This window comes from Pseudomonas graminis, assembly GCF_004364335.1.
Lineage (GTDB): Bacteria > Pseudomonadota > Gammaproteobacteria > Pseudomonadales > Pseudomonadaceae > Aquipseudomonas > Aquipseudomonas graminis_D.
On sequence record NZ_SOCR01000004.1, the window covers coordinates 173,041 to 188,456 of the forward strand.

22 protein-coding genes are annotated in these 15,416 nt (G+C 58.7%); 8 read left to right on the forward strand and 14 right to left on the reverse strand.

Annotated elements, in window-relative coordinates; translation table 11 throughout:
• Positions 1-38: 38 nt before the first annotated feature.
• Genes EC919_RS08220 through EC919_RS08230 form a run of 3 tightly spaced genes read right to left on the reverse strand, consistent with a single transcriptional unit; the run spans position 39 to position 4,026 of the window.
• The gene (locus EC919_RS08220) at positions 39-812 is read right to left on the reverse strand and encodes a hypothetical protein (protein ID WP_133772881.1); all 774 of its coding nucleotides are present in this window, start codon (positions 810-812) and stop codon (positions 39-41) included.
• Positions 813-866: 54 nt separating this feature from the next.
• A complete protein-coding gene (locus EC919_RS08225) occupies positions 867-3,125 on the reverse strand; it encodes a DNA cytosine methyltransferase (protein ID WP_133772882.1) in 2,259 nt (752 codons plus the stop codon).
• A gap of 46 nt (positions 3,126-3,171) precedes the next feature.
• Complete coding sequence (locus EC919_RS08230) at positions 3,172-4,026, reverse strand: DNA adenine methylase (RefSeq protein ID WP_133772884.1); 855 nt, start codon at positions 4,024-4,026, stop codon at positions 3,172-3,174.
• A gap of 54 nt (positions 4,027-4,080) precedes the next feature.
• On the opposite strand from EC919_RS08230, the gene EC919_RS08235 reads away from it, so the two are divergent.
• Positions 4,081-4,278, forward strand: coding sequence for a hypothetical protein (locus tag EC919_RS08235; protein WP_133772887.1), 198 nt, complete (start codon positions 4,081-4,083; stop codon positions 4,276-4,278).
• Positions 4,279-4,282: 4 nt separating this feature from the next.
• Here EC919_RS08235 and EC919_RS08240 read toward each other — a convergent pair whose 3' ends face one another.
• From EC919_RS08240 to EC919_RS27580, 10 genes are all read right to left on the reverse strand, one after another.
• Positions 4,283-5,035, reverse strand: a complete 753-nt coding sequence (locus EC919_RS08240; protein WP_133772889.1) for a hypothetical protein — start codon at positions 5,033-5,035, stop codon at positions 4,283-4,285.
• 494 nt (positions 5,036-5,529) lie between these two features.
• The gene (locus tag EC919_RS08245) at positions 5,530-5,754 is read right to left on the reverse strand and encodes a LexA family protein (protein WP_133772891.1); all 225 of its coding nucleotides are present in this window, start codon (positions 5,752-5,754) and stop codon (positions 5,530-5,532) included.
• Positions 5,738-6,067, reverse strand: a complete 330-nt coding sequence (locus EC919_RS08250) for a hypothetical protein (RefSeq protein ID WP_133772893.1) — start codon at positions 6,065-6,067, stop codon at positions 5,738-5,740. Before EC919_RS08250 ends, EC919_RS08245 begins: the two co-directional genes overlap by 17 nt.
• A gap of 84 nt (positions 6,068-6,151) precedes the next feature.
• On the reverse strand, positions 6,152-6,466 hold the full coding sequence (locus EC919_RS08255) for a hypothetical protein (RefSeq protein WP_133772896.1): 315 nt from the start codon (positions 6,464-6,466) through the stop codon (positions 6,152-6,154).
• The gene (locus tag EC919_RS08260) at positions 6,463-6,729 is read right to left on the reverse strand and encodes a hypothetical protein (RefSeq protein ID WP_133772898.1); all 267 of its coding nucleotides are present in this window, start codon (positions 6,727-6,729) and stop codon (positions 6,463-6,465) included. Before EC919_RS08260 ends, EC919_RS08255 begins: the two co-directional genes overlap by 4 nt.
• A gap of 885 nt (positions 6,730-7,614) precedes the next feature.
• The gene (locus tag EC919_RS27100; protein ID WP_166650508.1) at positions 7,615-7,791 is read right to left on the reverse strand and encodes a hypothetical protein; all 177 of its coding nucleotides are present in this window, start codon (positions 7,789-7,791) and stop codon (positions 7,615-7,617) included.
• Positions 7,788-7,961, reverse strand: coding sequence for a DUF3927 family protein (locus tag EC919_RS27105; RefSeq protein ID WP_208294958.1), 174 nt, complete (start codon positions 7,959-7,961; stop codon positions 7,788-7,790). Before EC919_RS27105 ends, EC919_RS27100 begins: the two co-directional genes overlap by 4 nt.
• Positions 7,961-8,398, reverse strand: coding sequence for a tellurite resistance TerB family protein (locus EC919_RS08265; protein WP_133772900.1), 438 nt, complete (start codon positions 8,396-8,398; stop codon positions 7,961-7,963). Before EC919_RS08265 ends, EC919_RS27105 begins: the two co-directional genes overlap by 1 nt.
• 697 nt (positions 8,399-9,095) lie before the next feature.
• Positions 9,096-9,398, reverse strand: coding sequence for a Rap1a/Tai family immunity protein (locus tag EC919_RS27805; protein WP_432213804.1), 303 nt, complete (start codon positions 9,396-9,398; stop codon positions 9,096-9,098).
• A gap of 37 nt (positions 9,399-9,435) precedes the next feature.
• Positions 9,436-10,206, reverse strand: coding sequence for a LexA family transcriptional regulator (locus EC919_RS27580; protein ID WP_133773455.1), 771 nt, complete (start codon positions 10,204-10,206; stop codon positions 9,436-9,438).
• An 84-nt stretch (positions 10,207-10,290) separates the two neighbouring features.
• Here EC919_RS27580 and EC919_RS08275 point away from each other — a divergent pair, with 84 nt between their 5' ends.
• Positions 10,291-10,491, forward strand: coding sequence for a transcriptional regulator (locus EC919_RS08275; RefSeq protein ID WP_133772902.1), 201 nt, complete (start codon positions 10,291-10,293; stop codon positions 10,489-10,491).
• Between the two features lie 71 nt (positions 10,492-10,562).
• Positions 10,563-10,985, forward strand: a complete 423-nt coding sequence (locus tag EC919_RS08280) for a phage regulatory CII family protein (protein ID WP_133772904.1) — start codon at positions 10,563-10,565, stop codon at positions 10,983-10,985.
• A gap of 197 nt (positions 10,986-11,182) precedes the next feature.
• Here the strand turns inward: EC919_RS08280 and EC919_RS08285 are convergent, their stop codons facing one another.
• Positions 11,183-11,593 carry a hypothetical protein gene (locus EC919_RS08285; RefSeq protein WP_133772906.1) on the reverse strand — a complete coding sequence of 137 codons (411 nt, stop codon included), beginning with the start codon at positions 11,591-11,593 and terminating at the stop codon, positions 11,183-11,185.
• A gap of 139 nt (positions 11,594-11,732) precedes the next feature.
• Here EC919_RS08285 and EC919_RS08290 point away from each other — a divergent pair, with 139 nt between their 5' ends.
• From EC919_RS08290 to EC919_RS08315, 5 genes are all read left to right on the forward strand, one after another.
• Positions 11,733-12,491, forward strand: coding sequence for a phage antirepressor KilAC domain-containing protein (locus tag EC919_RS08290; RefSeq protein ID WP_432213800.1), 759 nt, complete (start codon positions 11,733-11,735; stop codon positions 12,489-12,491).
• 1 nt (position 12,492) lies between these two features.
• A complete protein-coding gene (locus tag EC919_RS08295) occupies positions 12,493-13,455 on the forward strand; it encodes a phage replication protein (protein ID WP_133772908.1) in 963 nt (320 codons plus the stop codon).
• Positions 13,456-13,501: 46 nt separating this feature from the next.
• Positions 13,502-14,236 carry a hypothetical protein gene (locus EC919_RS08300; protein ID WP_243842223.1) on the forward strand — a complete coding sequence of 245 codons (735 nt, stop codon included), beginning with the start codon at positions 13,502-13,504 and terminating at the stop codon, positions 14,234-14,236.
• Positions 14,236-14,748 carry a hypothetical protein gene (locus EC919_RS08305; protein ID WP_133772912.1) on the forward strand — a complete coding sequence of 171 codons (513 nt, stop codon included), beginning with the start codon at positions 14,236-14,238 and terminating at the stop codon, positions 14,746-14,748. Before EC919_RS08300 ends, EC919_RS08305 begins: the two co-directional genes overlap by 1 nt.
• A 309-nt stretch (positions 14,749-15,057) precedes the next feature.
• Positions 15,058-15,363, forward strand: coding sequence for a DUF1364 domain-containing protein (locus EC919_RS08315; RefSeq protein ID WP_133772917.1), 306 nt, complete (start codon positions 15,058-15,060; stop codon positions 15,361-15,363).
• Positions 15,364-15,416: the final 53 nt, after the last annotated feature.

Sequence of the window (15,416 nt, forward strand, 5' to 3'; positions counted from 1 at the left end):
CTCGCCGTTGGCGTGATGGGTTGGAAAGTGGGGGTGTGTTACGCGCTGGCGATAATGTCCGCTTCGGCGATTTCACAGAAAAAGGAGCAGGCGGGGATCTTCTCGTTTCGTCGCACCGGCCCATCGCCGAGGTCTCTCAGCGAGAAACGCTCGTTGGTGGTGCGATTCCTGTGAAGGTACGAGCCTGGGCCCAGCAGGTCCTGAACTTGGCAAAGCGATTCGAACTGTGCGGGGAAGTCTTCGCGGATGGCCCGGAAGTATCCCTCACCGCCTTTCACACAACCGATGCAGTTGGCGTTGTCGTACCCAAGTCGGTACATGAAGGGGAGTTCGATGCCTGCTCGTTCGACCATCGCCTTGCAGTCTTCCTTGCCCAAGCCGCGCTCAATCAGCGGCGCGATTACCGGGCGATCAGGATTGCGCTCCCGGAAAGTGTCCAGCCGATCCTGCTCTTCGGCGGTATAGCCAAAGACCATGACGTCACCTGGTTGCTTCCAGGTATCCAACAGCCGGCGCTTGAGCAGCTTGGTGCAGGGGGCGCCATATTGATTTTTCATATACCGCTCGCGCCGGAAGACCTCGATGATGTCTGCGCCGTACTTGGTGTCGCGCAGCTCGGTCACCGACCTGCCGAACCACGCTTCGCAGTCTGCGAGAAAGCGCCGGCTGTCTTCGTGCTCGTTGGTGAGGAATGCGTTGATGATCTGCACGTCGTGAGTGCTACCGTATTCGGCAAGCGCCAGCTTGGTTGCCACTGCAGAAGCGGCGCCGCAGCTGAACTGGCATACGATGCGAGGTTTGTCTGATGGCATGGCTGATCCTCGCCAGTGGCGTGATTCATGATTGGGAAGAAGAGGGGGCGGAGGTCAGGCCGCCTGAGCTTGCCGTTGCGCCGCGCGCCATGGATCGTTGGCCCGGGCCAGCGCGGCCATCGGCGGAGGGCTGACGCTGTTACCGCACATGTGGACCTGCTCGGTCTTCGTGAACGGCTTGCCGTCGGCGCCGTGCGTGATGATGTAGTCCGTCGGGAAGCCCTGCGCCCGGTACAGCTCGGTCGGTTGCAACATCCGCAGCCGGATGTCGACGATCACGTACGGCGTGCCCTTAACCATCACGGTGACCAGGCCGAGACGATCCTTTGTGGTGATCGTCGGCGCGGGCTGGTCGCAGCCGCTCGTGTTCTCGGTGCCGTAGTAGCTGATCAGGAACGCGGCAACGCGCAGCGCGCCTTCCTCGTGCTCGGGCGAAAGCTCGAAGCTGACCAACGAGCTCTTGCCTCCACCGCCCGCGGTAATGGTCGGCGCTGGCTCATCCAGGTGCTGGCCGACGCTGGCGCCAAATTGGCGCTCCATGAAAGCGGTGACCAACCCGTGGTGTGTTCCGCCGGCGCTGACCGTGTGGAGCGGGTCGGCGGAATCGCGGGCGTCGCAGTTGCCCCGCAGGTGCAGAAGATGCGCCGTGGCGAGCATGTGATGCTGCCCAGTCGTAAGCGTCGGAACCGGTCCCTCGATATCGGAAGGGGCGTGGCCGGTCGTGTTGGTGACCAGAGTTGCTGTCACCAGCTGCTGCTGACTGCCGGTGTTCGTCACCGTGGTCATCGGCTCGTCGGCGCCTTTGGCGTGGGTGGTGTTGAAGCCTCCGTTCATCTGGGCCATGAAGGCCGTGGCGATGCCCATGGCGTGCGCCGCTCCTGCCGGGCGCTGGTAATTACCGCCGCTTGTGATCGTCGGCAGCGGTTCGTCCAGCGGTTTGCCTTCATCGTCAAACCGGAACTTCACCAGGTGCGCCGCGGCGATCGCGCGATGGCTCTGCGTCATGAGTGTTCCGACTGGATGGTCCGCCGCCGCTGGTTTGCCGGCATACTCCGGACCCCCAGCACCTACCAGAACAGCGCTGGTCAATGCGTGCTTAACGCCGCCTGCGACCACGGTGCCAAGGGGTTGATCCAATCCCGGTACCCGCGGCTCTTGACCGTCCCGTTCGCCGTAACCGGTCTGAACGAGCGTAGGGCTGATCAATGTCAGCTCGCCGCGGTTGGCGCACGTTACCGTCGGGAGCGGCTCAAGTGGATCGTTTATGCGGTCACTGCCCTGATGCGTGGCTGGCGCAATCACCGGGCTGACAACTGAGAAGGCCCCGCCTCTAGGATAGGAGGTGACAGTGCGCAGCGGCTGATTGGCTGACTGCACCGTTTCGCCTGACCAGTTGGCAATCGGCACGATGAAGGGTGTCGCGTTGTCGATGACAAATTTCTTCATGCCTTTCGCTACGCGCCGCAGCGTGGCGGGGGCCAAGTCTTTCTTGCGGCCGAAAATGCTTTTTCCCAGGTCGGAGAAATCGATGCACTCCGCCGCGGTGCGCCAGGGCTTTTGGCCCTTGGCCGGCTTCTTAGCGTGGGTCGGTTCTGGCCAGACAATCGGCTGCCCATCGCAGCGGGCAAGCATGAACAACCGTTCGCGGCTGGTTGGCGCGCCGAAGTCGCAGGCCTTGATCACCTTCCATTCCACGACGTAGCCCATGCCTTCAAGCAGGGCCACGAACCGGCGCCACGTGCGCCCGCGCTGCTTCGGATCTGGAATCAGGAACTGCTGGTCTACCGGCACGACCTCACCAGGTGCGGCGATCGCGCCGCCCAGCTTGATGACACGCCCGGTCGCCTTGTCGCGCTTCGCAATCAGCCGGCCCCATTGCAGGATCTGCTTCACGTTTTCCAGGCTGATGACTCGAGGCTTCTTCTTGCCTGCCCACTTCAGGCCTATCCATGACAGGTTGCGGATCTCGCGCTTGCGCGGCTGTCCGCCGGCAGCCTGGCTGTGGTGGGTGCAGTCCGGCGACATATGGAACCAGCCCACTGCCTTGCCGCCACACTCGGTATCCGGATCACCGTCGAACACATCGGTGGTGAAGTGCTTGGCGCCCGGGTGGTTGATGGTGTGCATGCTGATCGCTTTGGCGCTGTGGTTCTTCGCCACGCTGACCTTGCGACCGAGGCCCATTTCCAGCCCGGTACCGGCGCCGCCACCGCCGCAGAAGAAGTCCACGACGATCTCATCGTCTTGCGGGTCGAAGCCAAGGCCGTACTGAGTTTTGAAGTCGAAGGGGTGTTTCTTCTTACTTGCGGACATAGGGGATCCTCGCCAGGTGGCGTGATTCAAAGTTGGGAAAGGGGATTTAGGCGCGTTCGCCCAGGTCCAGGCCGATCTGACTTACTCGATCGACACAGGCGGGGTTCAGCCAGATGCATTCGGTGCGGTTCGCAGTGCCGCGCGCTGCACAGATGCGTGCCGACGTGCTGTAACAGCTCCAGTCCGGAAGCAGCTCGCTGTAAAGCTCGCTCGGGTACCCGGAAAGGACGACCATTCCTTCTAGCTCGAGCAAAACGCTAAGCAGCTTTCGGTGTTCGGCGTCGTCCATCTCGTGCCTGTAATAACGCCCATTCGATGCGCCCCTGTACCTGGTGTCATGCACGTAGGGCGGATCAACGTAATGAAGCGTGGTCGGTGCATCATGTGCGGTGATGACCTCGATCGCCGGCCGGTTCTCAATCAACACGCCCGCCAGCCGCCGACCCACTTCCGCGATCGAGTCGGGATATTCGGCCCATAGTGACTGGGCCGTGCCGTACTGACGCTTCGTGTCGATGCGAAATCCTGTGACTCCCTTCGTCGCTCCTGCAGAGCCGAACCCCATCTGTGCCCGCATGATCGTGCGCCTGGCGCGCTCAACAGGATCATCAGTCGACTCCCAAGAAAGCTCGAACTCCGCCCGCGAGTAAGGCGTCAGCAGCAGGCGCTCGGTCAGCGCTGCCCGCGTGGTTGTGTCCTGCAGCGTGCGGAACAAGTTCACGATGTCGCCATCGAGGTCGTTGTAGACCTCCGCATACGATCGCGGCTTCTGCATGAGCACGCCGGCGGCGCCGCCGAACGATTCGACATAGCAGGTGTGGGGCGGAAAGTGCTGTAGCACCCACGGCGCCAGCCTGAACTTGGCGCCGTGGTAGCGGATCACCGGAGCGGAGATAGTCATGGGGGTCCTTCGGGGAATGGGCTACGCTTACCGCTCCTTAGAAAGGGATACGGCATGTACGAAGATAGAGAGAAGGGTTTGTATCTTGCGCTCAAGGCAGTGCTAAGCGTTGCGCAGAAGAGGGGGTTGAACTTAGATGATCTTACAGAGGCGGTAGCTGATGAGCTGCTGCAGTACAAGTCTTATGATTCGCAGCATGTGCCGACTGCCATCAAGGAGATCGAGCTTGCGGTTGACGCGCTGTTGGTCTGATTGATTAGGCTGCTGCGGCCTGGGCCTTCTGCGCCGTGATCGCCTTGGCGGCATGGTTGATCATGTACAGGCACTGCACCAGTCCTTGTGATGGCTCATCTACGCGGTTTTCGTACCACTCATCACCCAGGCAAAGCGGCTCGTTGTTATCGCGCATGAACATCATGGCTTCTTCAGTAAAGGCGACGTCATGCGCTGCATCGAGGGCATCATCCCAGTGCATCCAGCGGTCATCGGTGTGGCTCATGTCCCGCCGCTTCGCCAGGACAAGCTGTCGAAATTCAGGCCACTGGACCGCGTCAACTTGATCAGGATCCTGTAGCCACTCAGGAAGCGATTCGAACATCTCTTCCTCGCACTCTTCACGCAGGGCCTGGGCGATGTTGCGCATCAACACTTCGCGGAATAGGCGCTCGCTGAAACTGCGCTTCTTGCACACCTCACTCAGTTTCGCGTGCAGGTAGTAGGTCACGTCGTCACCAGCCAAAAACTCAATGCCGTAGCCCAGGCCCACGCTGAAGGTCAGGTTGTCGATGTCACCGACTACGGCGATACCGAAGCGCGTCATAAGGATGTCGAAGGCGTAGAAGGTGTTTTTTTCAGCTTTGCAGCGCCAGATCACTGCGTCTTTTTGATCCACGATGCAGGTGTATTCGTGATCGACCATGTTTTCTGCGGCGCGGGCCCGATAGTCCTGCTCAGTTTTCTTGCGCTTCGCGATCGCTGCTCGGCGTTGAGCTTCGTATTTGTCGCTCATGGTGATCTCCATCTGTGTGCCACCCTCCGAAAGTTCGGTGGCGAATAGGTTGGTGGTGGGCTATAGGTGGTGACCGGCATAGGGCCGGCTCGAGGAGCGAAGAATGGATATTCCGGTTGATAGACCTCGCAACATCACTTGGACCGGGCCGAACGATGAAGTAGGTCGCATCGAATTTAAGTGGGGGTTATCCACTGACCCAGCGCCGAGAGGCTTCCGTATCTTTGTAGAGACAACGGATGGTAGGGGCTCGAAGCACGACGACAACACCCGGGATTCTTCATTCGAAGCAAGCCGCGACCGCGCGATAGCTTTGGTGAAGGACATGATGAGGTCGCTGGAGTAGAAAACTTAATCATCCCGGCCTGTCCTCAACTCTTCTCGCTGACTCGCTGATAGGCAATGTCGAGCCTCCGCGCCACGACTGACGGTACCTTTACTTCGTGGCGCAGCCCGGACAGATGTTCTGTTTGCGTAACATCTAGTGCTGAGCGTTATGCCTGCGTGACGGGACGTATGCTGCGAGCGATGCCGTCAGCTTTGGTCACGGCGCCTTTTTTGACTAGCTGAGCGATGCGACCGCCGATAGCATTCACGTTAACCTTCTGAGCCCTAGCTATTTCTGCGAAGGTCGGCGAGTAGCCGTGCTGGGCGATATACCCGGCGATGAACGCCAAGGTGTCTGCCTGCACTGGGGTTAGTTCATTGTTCGTCTGCATCGGGGTCCACCTGGGCCATGCCGGCCGCTTTCAACTTACGCGCGAGGCTTGGGGTAACTACAAAATCTGACGCGCTAGGTTTGCGTAACCGCCGCGCCTGCTCTTCGCGAGGTGCTGCAAGAAATGACAGCGCCAGATCCTGCCACAGCTCTTGAATCTGCTTGTAGCCGTGATCCTTCATCGCAAGCGTCATGCCCGACCGAGTGCCCAGTGGAACATCGACCTCCAGAGTTTCGATCCCGAGCTTTTCCTTCTCCTCTTTTTGGCGCCGACGGTAGTCCGCCGAGTGCTTGGCCGCTGCTGTCTTTTCCATCTGGTGGATCTCCGATCTGATGCGCTGGCAGGTTGAGCCAGGTCTGGCGCCGGCGCTGATTGGCGCACTTGAATAGACGCCGCATCAGGTGGCCGCGGTGAATGCGATGCCGTGCTCTCGGGCAGTGAGTGCGACGGTGCGGGTATCGACGCCGATCTTCATGCCGATCTGGCGGGCGTTAAGACCGGCCTCGGCAAGCGCCCGAATCCGCGGCGCACGCTTAGCGCGCTTGGCCTTGAGCGTTTCCAGATGATTCGTGGTGCCCAGCAGCGGCGCGTTGGCGCTGACGCCCTGGTCGATGTGCTGGATCCGGTGGCCAGTGGCGAGGAATTGATCGATCTGTGCGGACAGCTGCGCGATCGCCTGCTTGTGCTGGTCCGGTACGCTTTCGCCGATCATTGCAGCAACCTCAGAACAGGCTGTGCCTCAAGGTGCTGCGCGAAGTTCACAGCCTCCTTCCAGTTGTTGAACCCGCCGCGCAGTGCGCCGGTTGCGAGCTCAACGACGCTGTACGAGTTGCGCGCTTTGCTCAGTACCTGAAAGCGGACCCTGCTACCGGGCATTGCCCGGTCCGTGCGTTTGCTGAACTCGCCGCGGGCGGCGCTTGAGCGTTGGAGCAAGGCCCCCAGCTCGACGATACGGTCTTGAAATGCCTGATGCATGGCGATTCCTCATGTGGTTGTGCGTGTATTCGTCAGCACTCTGGCCGCCTGACGAAGGCCGATTGGGCGCAGGGGAGAGTGCTGGCGGGTAAACGCTGGGTGAAAAAAAGCCCCATCAACGTGGGGCTTTCATGTTGCTGGTTCACAAGGCCTCCCTACGTGAACGTTGCTTGCCGGCGCCGCCTGACGCGGTAGGCCGGTATCTATTTGTTATTTCATGGCGGTCATCTCCGTTGTTCGCTCACTGGGAAGGCAGTGGCTACCTGTCTAATGGGGGGCAGATGCCCGGTGCTGATCTCCGGGTTAATGGCCTAACTCATCTAGGACTCAGTAGCTCATCAGCGAGCCTCGGCTTGCCCGTCAGCCCGGGCATTCATCTGCATCGGGGTGCGATCTTCCGTCCGGGGTAGCCTGTCCGGATTACCGGTAAACCCTGCTAAATCACCTGCCTCGCCGCAGAAGGCATATGTCTTGAGGTGCAGGAAGATCACACTCCGATGCAGCCTCGCGTTCGCAGATAAAAAGCTCCAGCAAGGTGATCGGGCCAGTTACGTCATCTGGCGCCGAGTTCCACGGCCGTCACCATTTCCTCCCAACTTAAGAGCTCCCTCGGTTGGGCGATTGACGCAGGTGGGCGGTTATAGGCCGCAGTTTCGTCTGCATCGGAGAGTGATCGAAACACCAGGTCGCTACGCCTGCTTGTTTCCCGCCGCGTTTTTGGTATTGGCCGTCTAGATCGTACCGGCCCAGGACATTCACGGGGCTTTGCGATCCTAGCGCTGCAGCCCGCTCGGGCACGCTTCGGTCACTCTCCGAGGCGGCCTGGTGCTGGGGAATACCAGGGCATCGGGCAGTTTTCGTCAGGCTGACGCTGGCGATGGTTGTCTATCGATTGGTACCTTCGATTTCGGTGTGAGCCGCCCGCAGGTTTTCGATGAACCTCAGCCGTTCCTCGCTGCTCAAGTGGCGCACTGCATGTAGCAGGCCCTCGTAGAGCTCGCCGTCGAATTCGGCGCCGCTGTCGTCGGCCGTGATGGTGTAGCTGATGGTGGCTGGCTTCACTTCTTGCCCCGAATCAGCGGCCAGACCAGCAGCAGGACCAGCGCAGCTAGAAAACCGTCGGCGCAGATGCTGATCACCCGGGATACGGAGTCGATCAACACCACGCCGATCAGCAAGGCCACGATGAGAAACGCACGAAGGCGCTTCACCATCTCGCTGAGCAGGGGCATTACAGATAGTCTTTCAGCGAAAGGCCCATCAGCTTGGCGGCTTTTTCCAGCACTGCCATTTCCTTGTCGTCGATGTCACCGGACGCTTCCGCGATGGTGAGCATGACGTTAATGACGACCTGAGCTTCTTCTGGCGAGTGAGCCAGATCCTTCAGCTCCTTCTCGGCGTTCATGCGCAGGATGCGATGGCCGCCGTCGTGGAAGTCTTTCTCGGCGCGGTCCATGGTGTTGGAAAGCTCCGGTCCGAAGCCTTTGAGCTGCGGGGTGTTGGCGATGAGCTTCTCAGCTTTCTTCAGCTCGTCTTCGCTGACCTCGCCATCAGCGGCGGCGACGTAGAAGGCGCCGTACACAATCGCCTGCATCAGGTCGCGGTTCTGGATAACGCCCATTGCGGCGCGCGCTTCACGACCTTTCTTGCCAAACAGTTTGCCGAACATATCGATACCTCGGGTTTGGGTGATTTCCCGTCTGGCCCTGTTGCCAAGGCCAATCGGTGAAATCCCGGCCTCGCTACTGGCGACAGGCCGGGGTAAAGCGTCAGCGGTGTGGTTACATCTGGTTCCTAATCCCCGCTCACTGATTGCAGGTTTCGGCATCGTGGGTTGGCGGCGGGCTTCCCTGTTCACGTCAGCTCGATCAGCGTTGCTGGCGTGGTCATCGGGTACTTACAACATGCGACGTGCAGCCCTGTGCCCGGTTGGTTTTTGGCACATCACATGAGGTCCGGCACTCCTCACAGCCGAAGCTCGGAGCGCTAATTCAATTCGGTGTCTCTCCCTTCTGCCGCTGGGATTGGCGGTTTGCATTGCTTGCCCGGGTCGTTCACGCGGTTCTGACGTTTCGTCATCGATCAGCCGTCCAGGGTTCTCCCTGTCGTTGGCAGGCTTTCCTCGTTCGCCTGTCTGATCGCCGGTCGCCGGTAGAGGCAATGCTGTCTGTTGATTTGTTGCGGCTGGTTTTTAAAGAGCGGCGGGGCGCCGCCCCTTCGCCGTGTTGTCGCTGGCGATGGGATTAGTAAACAACACGTTTATAAACGAGTCAACACAAAATGTTTATCTTGTTTATTGGATTTGCTACGAAACTTTCGTTGGACGAAAAAAAACCCGCTCATGGCGGGTCGATTTAAAGTGTTCTTTACTTTTTCTGGCAGGGGAAAGCGTCAGATAGAGCCGCGAGGATCAAGCCGCTTGCCGGTCCGGCCCAGTCTTTAGGGTGGTCCGAGAGCCACTTCCAAACGATCGCTGCATTCTGTCCATTGGTGACATTCGACGGCGGACAGAAACCTAAGCCGGAAAATGATTCGGCAACACCAACAACGAAGCCCATATATAGGCCGTTCGCAAAGGTCCCAGTATTTTTTTCGTACCCTTCCCCCCAGGCACGAAGGTCGTTCCCGGTGGCGCACCATGCCGTCATGGGGGCAAAGGCCAGAACCATTGCCGTCAGTATTCTTCCGTGTATCAAGGTCTGCTCCTTACCAGAGTACTGATGACCAAAAAACTTTCCCCAGAATAATGATCTCTTTATCGATCATTTCCTGTGGGCCGTATTCCTCATCAGGATGTTCCTCGCGATTATAGCTGCGCATACGAACACCACCACCGGGTAAGCGATAGAGAGTTTTCACGCGAAGCTGGCCTCCATGATTTATCGCATACATCTTGCCGTCGGTGACGGCCGTGCAGCCCTGATCAACGCCGACAGTACTGCCATGGGGAAGAACCGGTTCCATGCTGTTGCCGCTTACCGTTACGCAAACTGCCTCGCTCGGCTGAACGTTCTGGCGCCGCAGTGTCAGCTTGCCAAACCTGAGCTTCTGCCTGTGCGACTGCTCGACAACTGTGCGACCGCTACCTGCAGATAGTTCTACTTCCTTGAGAAACGGCACGTAAACCTCATCTGCATCGAGCGGTGTATCGTCATCCCACACGTCGATAGGTCCAGCGAAGGAGGCGTTAGAAAGCCCCTCTCGTACTTCCAGTTTTCTTTGGTGCGCTTCGAATCCAGGGTCGTCCCCCCAAGGATATGGGTCTACATCAGGCAGGCCATCCCCACCAACTAACCAATCTCGTCGGAGATGGTAAGTATCAAGGGCCTTCTGAATCTCGCGCGCAGGTACGCCACGCTTGAACCAGTTGTTCAAAACCTGAGGCGTAACGCCCAATTCCTCAGCCATTTTTTTGAAAGAGATGTCCCGCTTTGCGGCAATCAGCCGTAAGCGATCCCCTGAATGCTCAGTAGTCATAAACACAAAGTTTACTCGTCTTGCGTTGTTTATTAAATAAACGTATCGTTGACGAATGTTTATTCGCCAGCGGCGGAATTGTTTATGAAACCCACAGCTCTTGAGCGCGCAATCCTCGCCGCTGGCTCGGCGAAAGCCTTGGCCAAAACCCTTGGCGTAACGCCGATGACTGTCTCCCACTGGAAGGTTAGGGGCGTACCTGCAGAACGGGCAGTGATGATCGAGAAGGCTACCGGCGTTTCTCGTCAAGATCTTCGACCAGACCTTTATTGCAGCGCCGCCTGATCGCGCTGGACTGAAATATTTTGCAACGCGTGCTGGCACGCAGCCACTGAAACAAATTAGAGGGTTTACGAATGGAAGATTTCTTGCGGGCCTGCCACACGACCGTGAAGGAAAGCGGTGCCGAGGAGCTGGCGGGGAAGATGTGCCTTGCGCATGTGAGCCTGCTGCAGCGCTCCAACCCGGACAACGCTGCCCATCATCTGACCATTGAGCATCTGTTCGGGATTCTTCTGCACAGCCAGGACATGCGCCCCTTGATGGCGCTCGCTGAATCTTTCGGCTTCGAGCTCATTGCGAAGACGGCGCCGAACCCACAAGCACTCACATCTTCGATGATCAGCGTGGGCAAAGAGGTGGCTGATCTGACGATCGCCGTGCACCAGGCGCTTGAGGACAACCACGTCAGTCAATTCGAGAAGTCGCAGATCAAGGTCGAGATCAATCACGTCCGGCAGAGCCTTGATGTGATGGAAGCCTCTGTGAAGGCGGCTTGAGATGGCTCAGCGAGTGAACATCAAGCGCAGGCTGATCAGTTACGAGCGATCAGCCTTGCTCAGATGCGATGAAAAGATCCGGCGCGCCTTCTACTGCGCAACCCTTCTCAACTGGTCGTTCCTTGGCAAATCTCCAGTCGAAGAAGATCGGGTTTCGCAATCTTTTCTCGAGGACGTTCCAGGGCGAATCCTACCGGTTACTTCGGAAGGTTCGCCGATGCGAGCAGCTCGGGATAGCAGCTCTGATGCATGCCCCAGTCATGCACCGGCTGAAACTCTTCACGCGTCAGAGAAAGCTCTGCCAGCTCTTCGTGCAGAAGCGCGATCAGATCGTTCTTCTCAACCATCTTCAGCACCTCAAGGGTCCAGTGATGCTTGTTAAGCAGATACAGGCGACCTGCCTCCAGGCTGCTGAGATTCAGCCAGGGAGTCGAGTACTTAACGCAAATCCGCTCAAGAAAGCATTCCAGCTTGTACGAGCCGAATGCGATGCGCATCAGTCTGGAGTCGCTCGACTCGCTATAGGAAACGGTCTTTCGTGCCGTAGCGTCATTGTCGTCTACAGCCTTGGCCCAAGCAGCAACGTAATTCAGTTCAATCCGTTTCATATGTCCGGCCTCCGAGGCCTTTTCGTGTAGAAGCCAAAAGCTACCACGGATGCGCCGGACACCTACACCGCCTGAATTTCGGGCACAAAAAAGCCGACGGTCGAGGTCGGCTCTTTGTACAGCGTTAGCGAGGTCGATTATGCACACCACGAACACCCAGAGCAATAGGCCCGCTGATTCGTCAGTTTTCCCAATTCGGCAGAACATGACGCGTCATTCCATGTCGTCGCGGGAGATATCGGACCTGCTCAATTCACGCCACGACAAGGTCAAGCAATCCATCGAACGGCTTGTTCAGCGCGGCACCATCGTCCAACCCCCACTGGGGGACGAACACATCAAAGACTCGCTGGGCCGTCCTCGCACCGAGTCCGTATACCACCTGTGCAAGCGCGACAGTTTCGTCGTTGTCGCCCAGCTCAGCCCTGAATTCACCGCTCGGCTGGTTGACCGCTGGCAGGAGCTGGAATACCAAGCGGCTGGCGTCCATCGGATACCGGCGGATTATGCAGAGGCCTTGCAGCTGGCGGCGGATCAAGCTCGTGAGAACAGCCGTCTCTTGGGCGTGATTCAGCTTCAGGCGCCGAAAGTCGCGGCTATTCATCGTCTTGCAGCCGCAGAGGGCGCGATCTGCATTACTGACGCCGCGAAGCAACTCGGGCTCACGCCCTCCAAGCTTTTCGACTGGCTCCAGGCGAACCGCTGGATCTACCGACGCGGTGGTTCCACGCGTTGGATTGCGATGCAGCCCCGAATCCGGTCTGGGTTCCTCAAGCACAAAGTGACAGCCCTCAAGCCCGATTCTGAGACTGGGATCGAGCGTGCTGCCTTCCAGCCATTGGTAACCCCCAAAGGCCTGACTCGTCTGGCTGAAATCTTCCAGAGCGAGAAGTTCTGACATGCAGTTCACAGTGACCGTAAACCAGGTGAAGGCTTTGGAATGGGGGCTTAACTCCCAGCAAGCCCTTCTGTTTGCATTCGTCTATGGCTGCCCGAGCTGGGCCAAGCCGGTGAAGACTGATGCCGGTATTTTCTTTGCCCTCAGCAAGGCCAAAATCGTCGAAGAGCTGCCGTTGCTCACCGACAAACCAGACACCGCTTACAGGATGCTGAAGGCTCTGGACGAGGCAGGACTCATTGAGCTCTCCAGCACTTCCAACATCACGTTGTTCCGCCTGACCGAAAAAGGCACCGAGTGGAACAGGAAGCTTGATGGGTCGGAAAAATATCCGACCCAAGAGCGAGCAAAGGGTCGGAAAAATATCCGAGCTACCTCGGACAAATCTCCGAGCAAGGTCGGAAAAAAATCCGAACAAGGGTCGGAAAAATCTCCGACAAATCAGGATACCAATAATCAGGATACCAATCAGGGTACCAGTCAGGGTTTGCAACTCGCCCCGGCTGCGCCGTCGCAAGCCGCCACTTTGGCTCTGATTTCCAACGAGGCACCTCGCTGCGTAATTCCCGATGACATGCCAGGCCCGAAAGATCAGGCGTGCAAAACTTTCAAGGCTTGGGCGAATTACGCCATGGCCTACCGCAAGCGCCATAACGCATGGCCGGTATGGAACGCCAAAGTTGCCAAGCAGGTGTCGCTGCTGGTCGACCGTCTGGGCATCGATGTTGCTCACCACGTCTCTGCGTTCTTCCTGACCATCAACGATGCCCGCGTCGTGGGGAACATGCACAGCATCGGCGACCTACTGGCCAAGGCCGAGTCCTACCACACGCAGTGGACGACCAATCGCCAGATGAATGCGACCACGGCGCGCCAGATCGAGCAGACCCAAGCGAACATCAACGCCGCGCAACAGGCTGCCGAGAATATCCGCCAAGGAGGTCGCCGTAATGCTTTCCTATGACGAAATCGCCGAACTGTCAGGGGCAATCTGCGCCACTGCTGAGGCGATGGGCCAGACGATCAGCGCCGCCGGTGCCCAAGTCATTGCCGAGGATCTGGCCGGTTATGAGGCTGCGGTGATTATCGCCGGGCTTCGGGCCTGCCGACGCGAGCCGAGTGGGAAGCTTTGTCTCGGCATGGTGTTGAAGAACATACACGCCGCTGACGGCCGCCCGGGCAAAGATGAGGCCTGGTCGATTGCCCTTTCGGCAAGTGACGAGTACGAGACCGTCGTACTTACCGCTGAAATCCGCCAAGCCATGTCTGCTTCAACACCGATTCTGCAAGCTGGCGACAAGGTGGGCGCACGCATGGCTTTCATGAGCGCGTATGAGCGCCTCGTCGCATTTGCCCGCGCCGAAGATCGCCCAGCGAAATGGGAAGTGTCGCTGGGCTACGACTCGGCCCGTCGCCTGGTCGCCATTGAGTCCGCCGTACGCTCCCAACTCATCACCCACGAGACTGGCAGCAAATACCTTGCTGACTTGCGCATTTCGCCCATCACTGAGGAAGGCCAAGCCATTGCAGGTTTGCTCACCGGCAATCAGCCGACTCATGTTGCCCCACATGTTCGGGCCAAGCTCGACGAAGTACGTCAGATTCTCAAAGAGAGCAAACGGGTGAAAGAGCGCGATCGCCTGAAGCAAGCGCAGCGTCGCCGAGTAGATAGTTATCTCCGCAAGCGCCATGCCCGGGCCGCACTGGAGGACCTCAAAATTGCCGCCAGCCAGGAGCGTTTCTGATGGCCTTTACCGATTCCGGAATCCAACAGCTCCTTGCCGGCCAGTCCTCCACCGCCCGAAAGATCTTCGAGCACGTGCCCATCCAGCAACCGTGGAGCGCCCACGACATTCATTGCGCCGCGCTGGCAGCGAACGCCACTTCTGTTGCCGTGCACGCGGTCCGCCGCGCGCTTGGGGAGTTAAAGGACGCCGGGATTATCCGCGAGCCAGTCGGCAGCAAGTTTCAGCGCGACGCCGTAACCACAAAATTGAGGATTGAAAAACCCATGCCGATGCCTGCCAACCAGACCCACGTTCCACTCAAGAAGGCAGATGTCCAGGCGCTGGATGCGCTGGTGGGGCTCTCCGCAGAAGTCGTCAGTCTGGCAGACGATATCAGCGCGCGCCTGAAAGGACTGGCGTCACGCATCGAGGAGGTTGCCCTGTCGGTTGAAGTTGAGCGCGATACCAACGCCGAGGCGCTGGGCAAGCTTAAGCAGCTCCAGACCTTGCTGAAGGGGATCGCACAGTGAGCGCCGAGAACAGACTTGCTCGACCAGACCCCGCAGCTTTTCGGTATGCGGTCTACGCGTGCTCCTCGAAGATCGATCTGTCGACTCCACCGGATCCTGCGATTGCGTTGTTCGATAACAAGGGCATTGCCGAGTCGTTTGGTCGGTCGATGTGGCCCAGCACCTTTGAAGTCGTCGATTTGATTGGTGCCGCACGATGAGAACGATCAAGGCACTCGCCAGCGTCGCCAGGTGCTTCATCGCTTTCATGGTGACCGGCTACGACGGCTCTGTCCCTCCAATTGAATCGCAGTTCGGGGAATGGCTGTTATGACCAAACAGACGAAGTTCACCAAGGCCGCGCGCGGCCGCGACTGCCAGATCCGTGTGCCGGGCGTGTGCAACGGCAATCCTGAAACTACGGTGCTGGCCCACCTGCGAATGGCGGGCACTCGCTGCGGCACCGGACTCAAACCGCACGATCTTCAGGCCGCCTGGGCGTGCTCTGCATGCCACGACGCCGTCGACGCGCGGCGCAAGACAGAATTCAGCCGTGAACAACTCCGCACGATGCACATGGAAGGCATGGTGCGGACCATCGACATTCTGGTCAGCGAAGGGAAGGTGGCAGCGTGACTTGGTCTCAACTTAAAACCCTGCTGAAGGAAAAGACAGTTCACACCGACGGC